Origin of the sequence: Prevotella sp. P5-50, from assembly GCF_002251295.1 — a bacterium.
Taxonomy (GTDB): domain Bacteria; phylum Bacteroidota; class Bacteroidia; order Bacteroidales; family Bacteroidaceae; genus Prevotella.
Map to the genome: position 1 here is coordinate 164,187 of NZ_NPJA01000033.1, position 16,786 is coordinate 180,972.

At 44.9% G+C, this 16,786-nt stretch carries 11 protein-coding genes and 2 tRNA genes; 11 read left to right on the top strand and 2 right to left on the bottom strand.

All coding sequences use genetic code 11. The features are described 5' to 3' along the window. The first annotated feature begins 61 nt into the window (after positions 1-61). The 5 genes from CIK88_RS07825 to CIK88_RS07845 all read left to right on the top strand — a co-directional run bounded on the left by CIK88_RS07825 (position 62) and on the right by CIK88_RS07845 (position 8,471). Entirely contained in the window at positions 62-1,504 is a 1,443-nt protein-coding gene (locus CIK88_RS07825; RefSeq protein ID WP_094435662.1) for an ATP-binding protein, read from the top strand. Between the two features lie 149 nt (positions 1,505-1,653). Beyond that, positions 1,654-1,857, top strand: a complete 204-nt coding sequence (locus CIK88_RS07830; protein ID WP_094435664.1) for a hypothetical protein — start codon at positions 1,654-1,656, stop codon at positions 1,855-1,857. Positions 1,858-1,875: 18 nt separating this feature from the next. Next, positions 1,876-4,374, top strand: a complete 2,499-nt coding sequence (locus CIK88_RS12815; RefSeq protein ID WP_094435666.1) for a DNA-directed RNA polymerase subunit alpha C-terminal domain-containing protein — start codon at positions 1,876-1,878, stop codon at positions 4,372-4,374. 37 nt (positions 4,375-4,411) lie between these two features. Then, the gene (locus CIK88_RS07840) at positions 4,412-5,392 is read left to right on the top strand and encodes a DUF3644 domain-containing protein (RefSeq protein WP_094435668.1); all 981 of its coding nucleotides are present in this window, start codon (positions 4,412-4,414) and stop codon (positions 5,390-5,392) included. Positions 5,393-5,582: 190 nt separating this feature from the next. Continuing rightward, positions 5,583-8,471: a DEAD/DEAH box helicase family protein gene (locus tag CIK88_RS07845; RefSeq protein WP_094435670.1), complete on the top strand. Its 2,889-nt coding sequence runs from the start codon at positions 5,583-5,585 to the stop codon at positions 8,469-8,471. 246 nt (positions 8,472-8,717) lie between these two features. Here the strand turns inward: CIK88_RS07845 and CIK88_RS07850 are convergent. Further along, positions 8,718-8,802: transfer RNA gene (locus CIK88_RS07850), tRNA-Ser, on the bottom strand. A 101-nt stretch (positions 8,803-8,903) separates the two neighbouring features. Here CIK88_RS07850 and CIK88_RS07855 point away from each other — a divergent pair. Beyond that, positions 8,904-11,456 carry an endonuclease MutS2 gene (locus tag CIK88_RS07855; protein WP_094435672.1) on the top strand — a complete coding sequence of 851 codons (2,553 nt, stop codon included), beginning with the start codon at positions 8,904-8,906 and terminating at the stop codon, positions 11,454-11,456. A 780-nt stretch (positions 11,457-12,236) separates the two neighbouring features. Here CIK88_RS07855 and CIK88_RS07860 read toward each other — a convergent pair. Continuing rightward, positions 12,237-12,310 (bottom strand) — tRNA-Thr (locus tag CIK88_RS07860). A gap of 693 nt (positions 12,311-13,003) precedes the next feature. Here CIK88_RS07860 and CIK88_RS07870 point away from each other — a divergent pair. Genes CIK88_RS07870 through CIK88_RS07890 form a run of 5 tightly spaced genes read left to right on the top strand, consistent with a single transcriptional unit; the run spans position 13,004 to position 16,784 of the window. Further along, positions 13,004-13,531: a DUF4199 domain-containing protein gene (locus CIK88_RS07870; RefSeq protein ID WP_094435675.1), complete on the top strand. Its 528-nt coding sequence runs from the start codon at positions 13,004-13,006 to the stop codon at positions 13,529-13,531. A gap of 37 nt (positions 13,532-13,568) precedes the next feature. Continuing rightward, complete coding sequence (locus tag CIK88_RS07875; protein ID WP_094390623.1) at positions 13,569-14,537, top strand: glycosyltransferase family 2 protein; 969 nt, start codon at positions 13,569-13,571, stop codon at positions 14,535-14,537. Positions 14,538-14,541: 4 nt separating this feature from the next. Further along, positions 14,542-15,081, top strand: a complete 540-nt coding sequence (locus tag CIK88_RS07880; protein WP_254046793.1) for a DUF6452 family protein — start codon at positions 14,542-14,544, stop codon at positions 15,079-15,081. Continuing rightward, complete coding sequence (locus CIK88_RS07885; RefSeq protein WP_094435677.1) at positions 15,032-15,727, top strand: DUF6048 family protein; 696 nt, start codon at positions 15,032-15,034, stop codon at positions 15,725-15,727. Before CIK88_RS07880 ends, CIK88_RS07885 begins: the two co-directional genes overlap by 50 nt. Before the next feature lie 25 nt (positions 15,728-15,752). Then, positions 15,753-16,784, top strand: a complete 1,032-nt coding sequence (locus CIK88_RS07890; protein WP_094390625.1) for an FAD:protein FMN transferase — start codon at positions 15,753-15,755, stop codon at positions 16,782-16,784. Positions 16,785-16,786 lie beyond the last annotated feature (2 nt).

The window sequence follows — 16,786 nt, forward strand, 5'->3', positions numbered from 1 at the left end:
GCTGGCGACAAATAAAACGCATATTTTTAAGAAAGAATACAATAAAAAAATAAATCCATACATGAGTAACTGGAAAGAATGCGCATTAGACGCATTACATAAAAGTCTCTACCCCGTGCCACAGGAGTTAAACGAGATTGATTGGAAGGGCGGTTTGTCGAATAAGACAGAGCGTTTGGCTCAGCATCTCTGTGCCTTTGCCAATCTGAAAGGTGGTGGTGTGCTGGTATTTGGTGTGAACGATGATGCCACCTTTGAGGAACTCACAAAGAAAACGATTGAAGATACGACAAAGACGCTCGGCAACATCGCTAAGAACAACCTTGCATGGTCAATTCAGTTGGAACATGCCGTATTGGATTTTGAAGGACATCCGCTTCTCTTCATTCGCATCCCAGAACAGCAGAACAAACCAGTTTATCTGCGCGGACGTGACATCTACGAGGCTTACATCCGTTCAGCGGGTCATACCGTGAAAATGTCACGCGAACAGGTGCATGAGATGCTGGCTCAGTCGCATGGTTTGACCTTTGAGAAGCGTGTGGCGTGTGGGGGCATTTCGGCAGAGCGAGTACTTGAGCTGCTTGACTACAGGAAAATGTACGAACTCATCGACCGTAAGATTCCGCAGGATTCGGAGCGCATTATCGAGCAGATGCTGGAGTTTAGCATGATTGAGCAACAGGAAGATCTCTACAACATTCTCAACCTGGGAGCTATCCTCTTTGCTCATAAGTTGAAGGACTTTGAGGCATTGAAAATGAAGGAAATTCTGGTACGAAAGTATGCAGGTGCGAATAACCTCATCATGGAGTTGGAGTACAAGATGGACAGAGGGTATGCAGTTGGATTCTTTGATCTGCTCGACACGGTGATGGCAATGACCAGCAAGGAGCGTATTATTGCGAAACGAGAAGCCGTTCCTACCTATCCGAAGGTGGCTGTACGTGAGTTCATGGCAAACCTCATGGTGCATCAGGACTTCGCCATTACGGGTATGCCTATCACAATAGAAATCTTCACCAACCGCATCGTGATGACCAATCCTGGCTCATGCCTCAATGATGTAAACCGACTCATTGACCTTCCTCCACATTCCCGCAACGAAGGTTTAGCACAGATGATGTTACAACTCGACCTTTGTGAACGACGAGGTAGTGGTTACGACCGAGCTGTCACAGCCATCGAGGAAATGCGATTGCCAGCGTATAAGGTGCAGAGTGGCGACGATTATACCCGAGTGATGATGTTCCCCGAGAAGGCTTTGAATGAAATGACCAAGGAAGAAAAGACCGTAGCTTGCTACCAGCACGCTTGTATTCTCTATGAACGAAATGAGATGCTGACAAATCAAGCGGTACGTGAAAGATTTGGATTGGACAAGAACAAGAACAGCGTTGCATCACGCATCATTGCAGAATGCGTAGAACGTGGTTTTTTGAAACCATACGACGATGAGAACACGTCCCGCAAATTTACGTCATACCTACCATTCTATGGGTAGTCGAATAATTGATCTTTAATTGCAGAGAAAATCCTCATGTGATGTAAATAGTTGAAATTCAATGTGTTTTTAATTGCAAAGAAAATCCGCTTAGAGCTTAGGCTCATTTTTCAAACTAATTCACGTAACTAGAAAATACAAGAAGACAAATGACCACAACAAATAAGCAAACAGCTGCCATCTGGGTAGAGAAACTGGGCGATGCCTACGTGGGATGCTACGGCTTGCTGGACGACCTTGACCGTGAGAAAGACGGCACGGAAGAGGAACAGAATGCCATTGGTCAGGCAGCAGAACTGATAGCCGAGGCACAGGCATTGCTTGAGAAGGTAGCAGGATTAGAAACCGAATAAAAAAAGGAAAACGATAGTATGCGAATCTATTTGGACACCACAATACAGGAACTGTTTGACGGTAAGCAGATTTCAGCGAGAACCTATAACTGCCTGCGCTATGCGGGTATGGTGACACTGGAGGATGTGCTGAACTATGCAGAGTCGCCCGAGGAATTGCTGAAGTTGAAGAACTTTGGCAGAAAGTCCTATACAGAGATAGTGCCATTGCTCCGAGAGGTGAACCCCGAGAATGCACCTCAGAAGTCCGAAACCCCAGAGGATGTGTTTGCCATGGTAGGCGACACCATCGGGGAGATGCTGAGTGAGGCATACGAGGCTCTCTTCGTGGAGGACAATGACGTGACAAGATTCTTCAAGGCATGTTACCCTTCGGTGAAGGAATTGCACAGTATGGTGATGGGCAACGAGAACAACCTGCTGGAAATACACGGTGAGTTCTCGATGGCAGAGAACGTCGAGATTCGCAGAATGTATGCACGCTATCTCGAAGACGCCATGAACAGGATGCTGGACGGACAGCGTGCTGACAACGACACGTATTCGGAATACAAATCGACGTTCACAGAATTGCAACCAAGGTTAGAAGAGTTCAGCTATCGGGACAAGGCAGAATTCTTCATCACGGCAGGTGTTCGTGAGTACCTGCAGAGTGTCTATGAGCGGATGCGCGAGAAGCAGCTGAGCGTACGAGCAAAGAATTTTGTTGAACACGCAGCACCGAGGTTTGAGGATTTGGCTCAGTATTTTGACTCTCCTCTGCTGGATTACCGTAAGCTTTGCCCTGGTCAGAGCATGATGAAGACGCTGACGGAGGTGTTCAACTTCAACAAATTGCTGAAGGAAGAGTTTGACCGCTACTGGCAGATGAGTGACGATGAGGTGCAATCGGCTCTGCTCAAACGCGACTATCCATACCTGAGTAGTGTGGAGAGGAGGTTTGTGATGGAGCATGGTCGTGACTGCGGAGTGCATCCGATGTTCTTCCTGCTGTACAACTATATGCGTATTTCCGAGGTACGTAACAATAAGATATTCAGTTTGCTGTATGGTATCTTCGATGGCAAGGAACGTACGCTGAATGAGTTGGCAGAAGTGATGGGGCTTACACGCGAAAGAATACGTCAGATTACATCGAAAAAACTCGAGGTTCATGACACGGAACTGATTATGACAGACGCATGGAAGAGCTATGACGAGTTGTTGTCGATGCCATTCGTTACGGCAGAGTCGGTCGAATACAAGCAACTGAAGGAACGTGAACACCTGAACTTTGACTTCCGTGTATTCGCACGACTGATGCAGCTGTTGGGAGAGCGTGACTTTGAGGTAGCCGTAAGGAATCAGAGCGGTGAGACAGAACTGCTCAGATTCAGCAATCAGTATGAAACAGAAATAGTGGGCGATGTGGCTGTGGTGATCAACCGCAAGATGATGCCGTCCGTAAAGATTCGTGACTGTGTTGACTCGCTGCAGGCTATGGTGTCCTCGCGCTATACTAATGATACGCGCATAGAAGTGGAAGCTTCGCTCAACACGATGCCTACCGAGGAAAAGGCAGAAGCTGTCAAACTGATGAGCTACATTGCAAGGGAAGGGTTAGAACTGGAAGTGGACGATGAAGGTCGTGTACTTGTGCAGAAAAACCATATTGATGTAGCAGAGGACTTGTACACCATATTGGCAAGGAAAGGTGAGCCAATGTCGGTGGATGAACTCTTTGTTGCATTCAAGGAAATGTATCCTGACCATAAATATACGGAGTCGGCTCAGATACGCTCATGGCTGTTCCGTCATCCCAACATCAAACCCATTGGCAATACGTCGCGCTACGGTTTGGACAGTTGGGAGAATGTGTTCTTTGGAACCATTCGTGACCTTCTGGCAAAGTTGCTTGAGGAGTCGGACGAACCTATGCACATTGAGCAGTTGTTTGAAGCTGTAGTAGAGCACTATCCGAACACGAAGCCTCAAAGCCTGGAGTGGTCGATGGGGGATGATACACTTGGCCGCTTTGTACACTTCAACGATGGATTTTATGGATTAAAGTCAAAGTCGTATGATGCAAAGTGGATAGAGTATGATGCAACAGCCAGACAGCGTCAAAGCTTTGAAGAACGTTTAGCAGATTTCTGTGCATTCGTAGAATCATACAATCGTTACCCTGTCTCTGGCAATGGCGAGGGCGAGGCGTCTCTCTATCGTTGGTTGTATAATGTACAGAACGAGGTGTACGAGATAAAAGAAGAGTACAAAGTGATGCTGACGGAGACTTTAGCGAGGTATGAACAGGACTTTATCCCACGAAATGGCACGGAGAATGAATTCCGTAACAACTGCCAACGCTACAAGGATTACATCAACAGTCATTATGCCTTGCCTTCGGTTTCTGCTGAACCAGAACTGTACAGTTGGATGGTGCGCTCGAAGGCTAACTACAACAGCTTTGTTGACCACAGAAGAAAGTACCTGACAGACTTGTTCAACTACATTCTGTCGCTTGGATTCAGTATTTAGATATTTATATGTTGAACATAATCATATTATTGCAAATATGAAAAAGAATCCAATATATGAAAGCCTTATAGACAAATCTATAGGAAGTATGTTATCTGCAATTGAAATATACAATAAACCAGATTTCAAATATAGAGAGGAAACCTTTGCTATATTAGCAATAAATTCATGGGAGTTGTTGTTAAAGGCGAGATTGCTTAAGTTGAATAACTATCGAATTAACTCTATATATTGCTACAAACCATATTTTAACAAAAATGGTGAGAAATCTAAGAAAAAGAAAGTTCTTGACAGAAATCGAACCAATAATCCAAAGTCCATCTCTATTTATGAAGCCCTAAACCGATTGAATTCACAACATGAGCTTCCTAGTAAGCTAAAAGACAATATTGATTCTCTGATAGAGTTTAGAGATAATGCTATCCATTTTATTAACATGAAGGATCTCTCAAAGCCATTGCAAGAATTAGGTTTTGCTTGTATAAAGAATTACGTACAGGTACTAAAAGACTGGCAAACAAAGCGTTCCTTATCAAAATATAATTTATATTTGATGCCACTGGCATATGTGGATAACAAAATTGATGTAGACTCTGCATCATCTCCAGAAGCACAAAATTTTATCCAACTGATAAAGCATAAACTCGAAAACGAAAATAAAGGAGAAGAATACGACATCGCGATAAAAATTGAGCTTAAGTTTCAAAAAGGCAATTCGTTTACTTCCACCAATGTTAAATACGACGAAAATGGAATCCCTGTCACTTTGTCAGAGGAGGATATAAGAAAGAGGTACCCATTTACTTATAAAGAAGTCATTGACAAAGCGAAGAATAGGTATTCAGATTTTAAATGCGGAACTAAGTTCAACACCATAATGAAAAGTGTAAAGCAAAACGTCAAATTATACTATGAACGAAAATTGGATTCAAAAAATCCAAAATCTCAAAAGCAAGGTTTCTATTCACCCAATATTTGGCAGGTTTTAGACAATAACTATACTAGAGACAGAATTTGAATAGCTGTACATGTATAAGTATGTATATTGCCTCATAATAGAATATTTATGAGACAAATCTTAGTAAAAGATTGGAAGATATGCTCACTGTGGATGCTATTCAAACATGAGAGTTTCCAAGAATACTCCACAAGAATCGGCACAAACCTGTCGAGGATTCAAACGTAAGTTTTAATCACACCTTTATAATATGCAACAGGAGCAACAGAAATACGACTCCCTTCTTTTAGAATTGGGACAATTGAGGACGGAGAATGCTCGTTTGAAGGAGATACTTCAAGCGAATGGGATTGCGTATGAAGTTGCTACTGCCAATACAGACGAAGAGAAGGTTTACTCTGTTATTTCGTTCCCTGATGTTCATCTGGGAAAAGATGAGAGAGTCGAGTTGTTCCGTAGTTTGTTCCGTGGGCGAGAAGATGTGTTCGCCCGTAGATGGTATAGCAAGGCAACGAATAAAGGTGGCTATCAACCTGTTTGTGTAAATGAATGGAGAAGAAGTGTCTGTGACAAAAAGGCTGTCAAGTGTGCGGATTGTCCAAACCGTAATTTTCTGCCACTTGGGTATGATGAGATTTGCAGGCACCTTATCGGCAATGACGAAAACGGATGCGATGTGGTTGGAATCTATGCCATCATGCTGGACAACAATTGTGCTTTCCTATGTACTGACTTTGACGATAAGAGCTGCAAGCATGGGTACAAGGATGATGTGCTGGCATTTGTTGGCGTTTGTCGTGATTGGAACATACCTTACTCTATAGAACGTTCTCGTTCTGGTAATGGAGCGCATGTTTGGATATTCTTCGACGCTGTTGTTCCTGCTTACAAGGCACGAAGACTTGGCAATGCGATTCTGACAGAAGCGATGAGCCGTGACGGAAGAATGGCATTCGATTCTTATGACAGATTCTTTCCAAACCAAGACAGAATGCCAGAAGGAGGCTTCGGCAATCTCGTTGCTTTGCCATTACAAGGAAAGGCACGTAAGGAATTGAATAGTGTGTTCGTTGATGATGAATTCCTTGCGTACAAAGACCAATGGGCTTATCTTGCGCAAGTTCAGAAGATTGAAGAACAAAAAGTTGATGTTATTCTACAGCAACATATCCATGAAGACTTGGGCGTCTTGTCAACCTCAAGCGAGAGTAAGCCATGGGTGACTCCTGTACCTCAAAATATCAATAGCGCAGATTTTAACAAAGCGATAACCATAACAGTAGCTGATAAAATCTACATTCCCCTCAATTCTGTTTCTGCCAAAGTACTTAACCATATCAAGCGCATTGCAGCATTCCGCAATCCGGAATTCTACAAGAAGCAGGCAATGCGCATGTCCACATACGGAATACCTCGCATCATATCGTGCTTTGACATTACAGATGATTATCTTGCAATGCCGAGAGGGTGCAAAGAGGCTATCATGAAGTTACTTGACTCAAATGGCGCAAAATACACTATCGTTGACGAAACGAATCATGGTAAGGCTGTAGCTGTCACTTTTCTTGGAACAGAACGAGAGGAACAACTTGACGCAATTGAATCATTGCTTCCCTTTGATAATGGAATACTCCATGCTACCACAGCTTTCGGAAAGACAGTTACTGCTGCATCTTTGATTGCAAGACGTAAGGTAAACACACTTATTCTCGTTCACTCCAAAGCATTGCTAACGCAGTGGCATGAACGATTGAGTGAGTTCCTGGATATTGATTACAAGGAGCCAGAACCTGTCAAAAAAAGAGGACGTAGGAAAGCGTTCTCGCCAATAGGTTGTCTTGATTCCACAACAGATACCATCCATGGAGTTGTTGACATTGCTTTAATACAGTCATGCTTTGAGGATGGAGAAGTAAAGTCGTTCGTTCAAGACTATGGTATGGTCATTGTCGATGAATGCCATCATGTTTCTTCTATTACCTTCGAAAAGGTTCTTAAGTCCGTGAAGGCTCAATATGTGCATGGTTTAACGGCAACTCCAATCCGCAAGGATGGTCAGCAGCCGATTATCTTCATGCAATGTGGCCCCATACGATTTTCTGCTGACTCCAAGAGTCAAATTCAGAAACAGTCGTTCCGCAGATACCTCATTCCACGATTCACATCTTATCGCAGCATAACCGACGACAAACAGTCGTTTCCTGCTTTACAAAAGAGTCTTGCGGCAGACGAGGTTCGTAATTCTCTCATTGTAGATGATATACATAAAGCTGTGGAGAGTGGCAGAACGCCAATTGTGCTTACAGGCATCAAGCAACACGTGGATCTTTTGGCAGAGAAACTAAAACCTTATGCAAAAAATGTCATTCAGCTGACAGGAGCTAGTACAGCCAAGGAAAAGCGTGATGCACTACAAAGGCTCCAAGAAATTCCCGCGGGCGAGCCTCTGGTAATTGTTGCAACCGGACAATATGTTGGTGAAGGCTTTGATTATCCTCGCCTTGATACATTATTTCTTGCTTTGCCAATCTCATGGAAGGGACGATTGGAGCAGTATGCAGGTCGTCTTCATCGTGAAAATGACGGAAAGAAAGACGTTCGTATCTATGACTACATTGATATTCACGAACCATTATGTGATAGCATGTATCACAATCGCCTAAGAGCGTATGCTGCCATAGGATATCAGATGATTCAGTTAGGACAGCCAACATTGTTTGGTGAAATTAGTGATTTGCCTGCAACTTCTGAGGATAGTCAGATTTTCAACGGTAGATCCTTTATCAAGTCTTTGGCAAAAGATATTGCCATGGCAAAACGCTCTATTGTCATCTCTTCACCAAGATTATATCGTGTTACAAACAACAAACTTGTTTCTCTGCTGAAAGAACAAAGTGCCAATGGAGTTGAAGTTGCAATCGTTACCGCAATAAATGATGAGCAGTATGATTTCCTTCAATCGTCAGGGCTACATGCCACAACTAATCCAAATTTGAAACTTTGTACAATAGTAATAGACAAGTCACTTGTTTGGTATGGGAATGTGAATGCTTTGGGCTTCTACTCGGATAAAGACAATATAATAAAGTTGAAGGACGATAGAATTGCTGCAGAGATGTTGAATGTTTTATTTGGATAAAGTCTTTATGCTTTTATGTACTGCAAAGCAATCACACACACAAATCTGATATTTTTTATTTTTGGGTGTAGATTTCCTTAAAATTGGGTGTAGATAAAAAATGGCTGTAACCTTGCAAAGTCGAGTTTACAGCCATTTTTCGCGCTAAACTCCTATAAATGATACTTTATAAGGCTTGATGATACCCTAATTTTTGGGTGTTTAATTGGGTGTAAAAAAAAACTCGCTGAAAATCAGCGAGTTTTGCGGAGAGAGAGGGATTCGAACCCCCGGTACCTCTCAGTACGCCGGTTTTCAAGACCGGTGCATTCGACCACTCTGCCATCTCTCCTTGGTCGAAAAGCGAGTGCAAAGGTACGGGTAATTTTTGAATTATGCAAATTTTTCAAGAACTTTTTTGCAAAATAGGGCAAAAATGAGTAATTTTGTGGCATGATTTACCCGAAGAACTTTGAAACCAAGATAGGTTTCGACGAAATACGCACACTGTTGAAAGGCCATTGTCTGAGTACTCTGGGCAAGGAGAAAGCCGATGAAATCGACTTCACTGATGATGCTGACACCATTAATGAATGGATGGAACAGGTGAGAGAATTCCGCCGATTGCAGCAGGAAACGGATTCGTTTCCCCTGAACTATTTCTTTGATGTCAGACAGTCGATAACCCGCATCCGATTGGAAAATACCCATCTGGAGGAGAACGAACTGTTTGATCTGCGCCGGTCATTGGAAACCATCTCGCTGATTGTGACATTCCTCAACAAGAATGAAGGTGACGAAGATAATCCGGAATATCCCTACCCTGCCCTTCATCGATTGGCAGAAGACGTGCTGACTTTCCCCGCTATGATTCGTCGCATAGACTCTATCCTCGACAAATTCGGGAAAATCAAAGATTCTGCTTCTATGACATTGGCAGGAATACGCCATGAGTTGGCTCAGACCGAAGGTGGAATATCGCGTACCTTATATACTATATTACATGCAGCACAACGCGATGGCCTGGTAGATAAGGACGTGGCTCCTACCATGCGCGACGGACGATTGGTGATTCCCGTAGCACCGGGACTGAAGCGTCGCATCAAAGGTATCGTGCACGATGAGAGTGCTACTGGTAAGACGGTGTTTATAGAACCGACAGAGGTGGTGGAAGCCAATAACAAGGTGCGCGAACTGGAAGCAGCCGAACGACGTGAGATTATCCGCATCCTTACGGTATTTACTGCTGAGGTAAGACCTCACGTGCAGGAGATTCTCGACTCATACCAATTCCTGGCGCAGATAGACCTGATACGTGCGAAAGCCGAACTCGCCCAAGAGATGAATGCCTTTGAACCTCAGGTACAGTCGGAGCCTCATCTCGACTGGATCCGTGCCGTTCATCCGTTGTTACAACGCTCTTTAGCCCGACAAGACAAGAAGGTTGTTCCGCTCGACATCATTCTGACACGCGACAAGCGACTGTTGATCATCTCCGGTCCTAATGCCGGTGGTAAGTCTGTATGTCTGAAAACTGTAGGACTGTTGCAGTATATGCTGCAATGCGGTCTGTCAGTTCCGTTGAGTGAACGTTCCACGGTGGGTGTATTCCAAGACATCATGATTGATATTGGTGACGAACAAAGCATTGCCGACGACCTCTCAACCTACTCCAGCCATTTGCTCAATATGAAGAATATGATGCGTCAATCAAACGAACGCACCCTATTGCTCATTGACGAGTTTGGCGGTGGAACCGAACCAGCCATCGGTGGAGCCATTGCCGAAGCCGTACTGAAACAGTTCTGGAAGAAGCAGGCATTCGGTGTGATTACCACTCACTATCAGAACTTGAAGCATTTTGATGAAGACCATGAAGGAGTGATCAATGGCGCCATGCTCTACGATCGCCATCAGATGCAGGCGCTGTTTCAGTTGTCAATCGGTCAGCCCGGTTCTTCGTTTGCCATCGAGATTGCTCGCAAAACGGGTATTCCAGAAGAAGTTATCAGCGATGCCAGCGATATCGTTGGTTCGGAATACATCCAGAGCGATAAATACCTACAGGATATTGTGCGCGACAAACGCTATTGGGAGGGCAAGCGCCAGACCATCCACCAGCATGAGAAATCGTTGGAAGGTCGCATTGCCAAATACGAAAGCCACATTGAAGAGATTGAACAAGAGCGCAAAGCCATTCTGCGTCGCGCCAAGGAGCAAGCCGAAGAACTATTGCGCGAAAGCAATAAGAAAATAGAGAATGCTATCCGAGAAATCAAGGAGGCACAAGCTGAAAAGGAGCGCACCAGACTGGTTCGTGAGGAGTTGAACGACTTCAAGCAACAGGTATTGGAGATTGACACTCGCGAGAAGGATGAGTTGATAGAGCGCAAAATGCGACAGATTCTGGAACGTCGCGAACGCAAGGCTAAGCGCAAACAGGAAAAGAAAGAACAGGCCGCCAATCCCACAGCAACGCCATCGCCTGTATTTACATCAGCAGGAAAACCGAAACAGGAAGTTCCCATCACCGTGGGAAGCAATGTCCGCATCAAAGGACTGAATACGGTAGGTAAGGTGGAGAGCCTGTCAGGCAAGAATGCCGTTGTCATCTTTGGCGACATGAAGACCAAGATGAAGCTGGAACAATTGGAACTTACTGGCAAACTGAAAGAAGCGCCCAAGGCCGAAACTCCCCACGCTGCCTTAGTTGTGCAAACCTCAAAGATGACTCGTAGCACCATAGAAGACCGCAAACACAATTTCCATCAAGATATTGACGTAAGAGGTATGCGTGGTGACGAAGCCGTTGATGCCGTAATGCACTTCATCGACGATGCCATACTGGTGGGAATGTCGCGTGTGAGAATCCTACATGGTACAGGAACGGGAGTTCTTCGCCAACTGATTCGTCAGTATCTAAATACCGTGCCCAACGTGAAGAGTGCGAAAGACGAGCATGTGCAGTTTGGCGGTTCAGGCATTACTGTTGTGGATATAGATTAGACAAGCTATTTTTCCGCTTTTTCTCTTTAACGGTAATGACAATCGCGACAACTTAAACGGCAAAAATATAGTTTTCAAAAAAAATCGACCACTCGACCACCGCTATAGCATAATACACTATCATTCAATGTGTTGAGTGGTGGTCGATGACTTTTTATTTACGTGTTTCGACCACACTTCGACCACCATCGACCACCAGAGAATATCTTGCCCATGTTTATCAGGACTATTGCCGATACCTGATAAAATTTTTATCCAACGTTTGATAAAGGTATTATCCAATATTTGATAAAAGTATTATCCAACGTTTGATAAAGGTATTATCCAACGTTTGATAAAAGTATTATCCAACGTTGACAAGGGCGTTTTCAAACGTTTAGAAAGGATGTTTTCAAACGTTTAGAAAGGATGTTTTCAAACGTTTGGCAATAAATCTTTGGAACATTGCAGAGAATTGCCGCAAAACGCCACGTACATTCTTAGCCAAATACATACGACAAAAGTCTCGTTGTTACTTGGATTTCCCACAGAGATTGCACCATGTGCAACGAGTATTTAACAGATGTTCGATGCACGTAAAGATATAGTCATCTAACACCACTTAAGTCCGTGATCGTATGTCAATTACGACATCATGGTGTTCGATGTTAGCATTTGCAGACTCTCGCGTGTGCGCGTAAAAATATGGTAATCATAAAACGAGAACCCGTTGTGGCTTGAACACTTCAATATAAGAAAAGCAAAACGGACCTCCTTGCATGGAAGTCCGTTCATCATTTGAGCCTCTTGTCGGATTCGAACCAACGACCCCGAGATTACAAATCACGTGCTCTGGCCAACTGAGCTAAAGAGGCGGGTGGGCAAGCTGTCTGTATCGCGCCGCTACAACCAAGTACCTTTGCTACGTTCCCGTCCTGGAGGATTCCGAGGGAGCTGGCCGTACAGGACTTGCCCATTTTTATTGTTTGATTTTTGCCCTAATGGGCGAAATCGGGTGCAAAGGTACTAAAAAGTTTCCAAATAACAGGCATTAGTCGTGATGTTTTTTCGTTTTTAACACTTTTCTAAGCGTTTTTCTAAGTTTCTCCCCCACTTATCTTCAACTTACGACTCTATAGTTGCCCGTATAGCAGAAATAAACAGAGACCGGTTGCCCCTCCTGTATTTCGCATGATTCACACGACCACAAACCTACAGTCTTAGACTAACGGCACCTAACCTAAAGGTTTTCTTCCTCCTTGAAAGGCAGAGTTCAAGAGAACTTGACGCTGCTCTTTCTTCGTTCGTCAGTTCGGAAATAAAAGAAAAACGGGCTTTTTCTTTGTATTTCGCTCGGTTTGCACTACTCTGGGCTTGACAGCCCCAAGGTAGGCGGCACCTCGGAAATAAAAGAAAAACGAGCTTTTTCTTTGTATTTCGCTCGGTTTGCACTACTCTGGGCTTGACAGCCCCAAGGTAGTCGGCACCTCGGAAATAAAAGAAAAACGAGGTTTTTCTTTGTATTTCGCTCGGTTTGCACTACCTTTGCAAACGATATTCGAATATTGATGACACCACAGGAATACGTACAACTGAAAGCGTTTGCTCGCCAAGATGGCGCATTGCTTTCGCTCGTTATGATTGGGGCGTTCGCTTGCTATATAATAGGAATGACGCAACCGCTCCTCTCGTTTGTCGCTTTGATGACCATTGCGGCTACACCTTTTTTCGTAGCCAGCCGTCTGCGCCACTATCGCGACTACGGCCGTCAAGGAAGGCTATCGTTTGGACTGGGCTACGCCTATAGCATCCTCACCTTTTTCTATGGCGGTTTGCTACTGACGGCTGCTACTTTCATATACTTTGCCTATCTTGACAATGGCTATCTGATAAGCCAGTTTACAGACATCCTGCAATCTCCTGAAAGCCAACAAGCCATGAAGCTCTACGGCGTTGACCAAGAAATGAACGACAGTTTGCGCATATTGAGCGAACTGCGACCTATCGATTATGCCCTCAACGTGCTGTCGTCGGTCATTCTCTCAGGTTTCTTCTGGGGACTGCCCATTGCTCTGTTTATGCGCAAAAAACAATAGAACACTATATACATACCAACATAAAAGAATAGAAAAAATGGATATTTCCGTAGTTATACCCTTATATAATGAAGACGAGTCGCTACCTGAACTCCACGCATGGATAGACCGCGTGATGGTGGCCAACAATTTCAGTTACGAGATTATCTTCGTCAACGACGGTTCTACAGACCGCAGTTGGGACGTAATCTGCGAACTGGCTTCTAAATCACAACACGTGAAAGGCATCAAATTCCGCCGCAACTACGGTAAGAGTCCCGCACTCTATTGCGGTTTCAAGGCTGCCCAAGGCGATGTTGTCATTACGATGGACGCTGACTTGCAAGACTCGCCCGACGAGATTCCAGGACTCTACCATATGATAATGGACGAGCACTATGACCTGGTGAGCGGTTACAAACAGAAGCGCCACGACCCACTTTCAAAAACTATCCCCACCAAACTCTTCAATGCCACGGCACGCAAGGTGAGCGGCATTAAGAACCTTCACGATTTCAACTGTGGGCTGAAAGCCTACCGCCGTGATGTGGTAAAGAACATAGAGGTGTTCGGCGAGATGCACCGTTTCATTCCCTATCTGGCAAAAAATGCCGGTTTCGACAAGATAGGTGAGAAAGTAGTACACCACCAGAAACGCCAGTACGGCAAATCGAAGTTTATGGGATGGAATCGTTTCGTCAACGGTTACCTTGACTTGATGACCCTTTGGTTTCTTGGAACATTCGGCAAAAAGCCGATGCACGTATTCGGTTTCTTGGGCACACTCGTCTTCATGATAGGATTCATATCAGCCTTCATTATCGGAGCCGAGAAACTCTGGGCACTCTATTGCCACATTCCCATGCGATTGGTTACCGACTCACCATTCTTCTACATCGCTCTGACGATGATGATGATTGGTACACAACTGTTCTTGGCTGGATTCCTGGGCGACCTCATCAGCCGTAACAGTGCAGGAAGAAACGACTATCAGATAGAAGAAGAAATAAAAATTGAGCAAGCGTAAAACCATGCAACAGAAGCAACACAATATTCTGAAATACTGTAAGCAAGGCAGCCTCTACTGGCTACCCTGTCTGCTGGTCGCTACTCTACTGGCTATCGCAGGTTGCTCGTCTATCGACTGTCCGGTACAGAACCGTGTATATACGGTCTATAGTCTGAAGAAAGCCAACGGAACAGCCGACACTCTGAAGGTAGATACCCTATCCATCTGCAGCAGACGCGCCGACGGACGCGACACAATACTACAGAACCGCATCACCGGAGTAACTACGTTCGACCTCGACATCAGTTACATCAACCCCGTCGATACACTCCACATGACACTCCTCGACACGATGGGCAATACCTATCGCGACACGATCTGGGTGGAAAAGAGCAACCAACCACATTTCGAATCGGTAGATTGCCAGATTTCCTACTTTCATACTATCCTGTCGGTGAAGTCAACACACCACATCATCGACTCGTTATCCATCAACAATTCCCAAGTCAACTATGACGCATCGAAAGAACATTTCCACTTATATCTCAAGGATCGCTATTAGTCTTCTGCTGATTGTGGCAGCCACCGGCAACGGTAGGGCTCAACAGAAAAACATCATCATACCGGAAGACTCGATACCGATGTTCAGGGGATTTGCCGTTTCCTTCGACCTCGTTGGCCCTGCCATGTTGGCACTCAGCGACCATGGCGAATACGAAGGAGCATTCCGACTGAATCTCCACGACCAATGGTTTCCCATCGTAGAGGTGGGTTACGGTAAAGCCAACCACGAGAACGATGAGGTGACGGGCATTACCTACAAAACCGGAGCACCCTACTTCCGCATCGGTATGGACTGGAATCTGCTGAAGAAAAAACATGGTCCCAATCGTCTGTATGGCGGTTTCCGCTATGCTTTCACCTCTTATAAAGTAGATATAATGCGAGGCGAAATGGACGACCCCGTATGGCAAGGAAGTAATATCGTTGACATCCAAGACATGCAATGTTCGCAACATTGGCTGGAAGCAGTATTCGGCATTGATGCTAAAATCAGCGGTCCCATCCATCTGGGATGGAATGTGCGCTACAAACGACGCATAGCCCACAACGACGGAACAGCAGGACAAACCTGGTATATTCCTGGTTTCGGTACCTATGGCGACACACGTATTGCCGCTAATTTCAACGTGATTATCGACATTTAAAACAACACAAACTATCCCTGAAACCATGTCTGCAAAAAACAAGAAACGCCTGATTTGGCAAATACCATTCCTCGCCGTACTCATCATCGGCACCGTGCTGATTATTCGGCAACAGCAAAACGTGCCCTACCTCACCAACAAAGGTTTTATATTCGGCACTACTTACAGCATCACCTACCAGTCGGATCAAGACTACGAAAAGGAAATACTTGCAGAACTCAACAAAGTTGACGCAGCCCTGTCGATGTTCAACAAAAGCTCCATCATTTCCAATGTCAACAACAACAAGGACATGAAGGTCAACAACATGTTTCTTGAAGTATTCAATCTGGCACAAACCATATCAGAAAACACCGAAGGAGCATTCGACATCACCGTAGCGCCACTGGTCAACGCATGGGGGTTCGGCTTCAAAAGTGGAAACATGCCCACCCGCCATCAAGTAGATTCCATCCTGCAGTTCATAGGCTACAGAAAGGTTTCTATCGACCACATGAAAGTGAAAAAAGCCGACCCTCGACTGATGCTCGACTGCTCTGCCATTGCCAAAGGCTACGGAGTGGATGCCGTGGCAAGACTGTTGAAGAAAAAAGGCGTGAACAACTTCACGGTAGAGATAGGTGGCGAGATTGCCACACGTGGTGTCAGCGCACGAAGAGCACCATGGCGCATCGGGGTGGTAAAACCAACGGAAGACTCTTTGCTCTACAACAACGAATACCAAACAATCCTCAACTTGAGCGATATTGCCATGGCCACCAGCGGCAACTACCGCAACTTCTATTACAAAGGCGGCAGAAAATATGCACACACCATCGACCCAAAGACGGGATATCCCGTACAGCATAGTCTGTTGTCGGCTACCGTCCTTGCCAACACCTGTGCTGAAGCGGATGCCTATGCCACAGCATTTATGGTGATGGGGATGGAAGGGGCCAAGCAGATACTGGAAAAGGAAAAACAGCTGATGGCCTACTTCATCTATACAGACGAAAAGGGAAAAATTGCTGTATGGTACTCACCTGAGATGAAAAACAAAATAGAGCAACTACCCTAAGC

Excerpts from the sequence above, each read along its gene's own strand:
- CIK88_RS07825 (WP_094435662.1), top strand. The coding sequence starts at position 62 with ATGAGTAACTGGAAAGAATGCGCATTAGACGCATTACATAAAAGTCTC.
- CIK88_RS07830 (WP_094435664.1), top strand. The coding sequence starts at position 1,654 with ATGACCACAACAAATAAGCAAACAGCTGCCATCTGGGTAGAGAAACTG.
- CIK88_RS12815 (WP_094435666.1), top strand. The coding sequence starts at position 1,876 with ATGCGAATCTATTTGGACACCACAATACAGGAACTGTTTGACGGTAAG.
- CIK88_RS07840 (WP_094435668.1), top strand. The coding sequence starts at position 4,412 with ATGAAAAAGAATCCAATATATGAAAGCCTTATAGACAAATCTATAGGA.
- CIK88_RS07845 (WP_094435670.1), top strand. The coding sequence starts at position 5,583 with ATGCAACAGGAGCAACAGAAATACGACTCCCTTCTTTTAGAATTGGGA.
- CIK88_RS07855 (WP_094435672.1), top strand. The coding sequence starts at position 8,904 with ATGATTTACCCGAAGAACTTTGAAACCAAGATAGGTTTCGACGAAATA.
- CIK88_RS07870 (WP_094435675.1), top strand. The coding sequence starts at position 13,004 with ATGACACCACAGGAATACGTACAACTGAAAGCGTTTGCTCGCCAAGAT.
- CIK88_RS07875 (WP_094390623.1), top strand. The coding sequence starts at position 13,569 with ATGGATATTTCCGTAGTTATACCCTTATATAATGAAGACGAGTCGCTA.
- CIK88_RS07880 (WP_254046793.1), top strand. The coding sequence starts at position 14,542 with ATGCAACAGAAGCAACACAATATTCTGAAATACTGTAAGCAAGGCAGC.
- CIK88_RS07885 (WP_094435677.1), top strand. The coding sequence starts at position 15,032 with ATGACGCATCGAAAGAACATTTCCACTTATATCTCAAGGATCGCTATT.
- CIK88_RS07890 (WP_094390625.1), top strand. The coding sequence starts at position 15,753 with ATGTCTGCAAAAAACAAGAAACGCCTGATTTGGCAAATACCATTCCTC.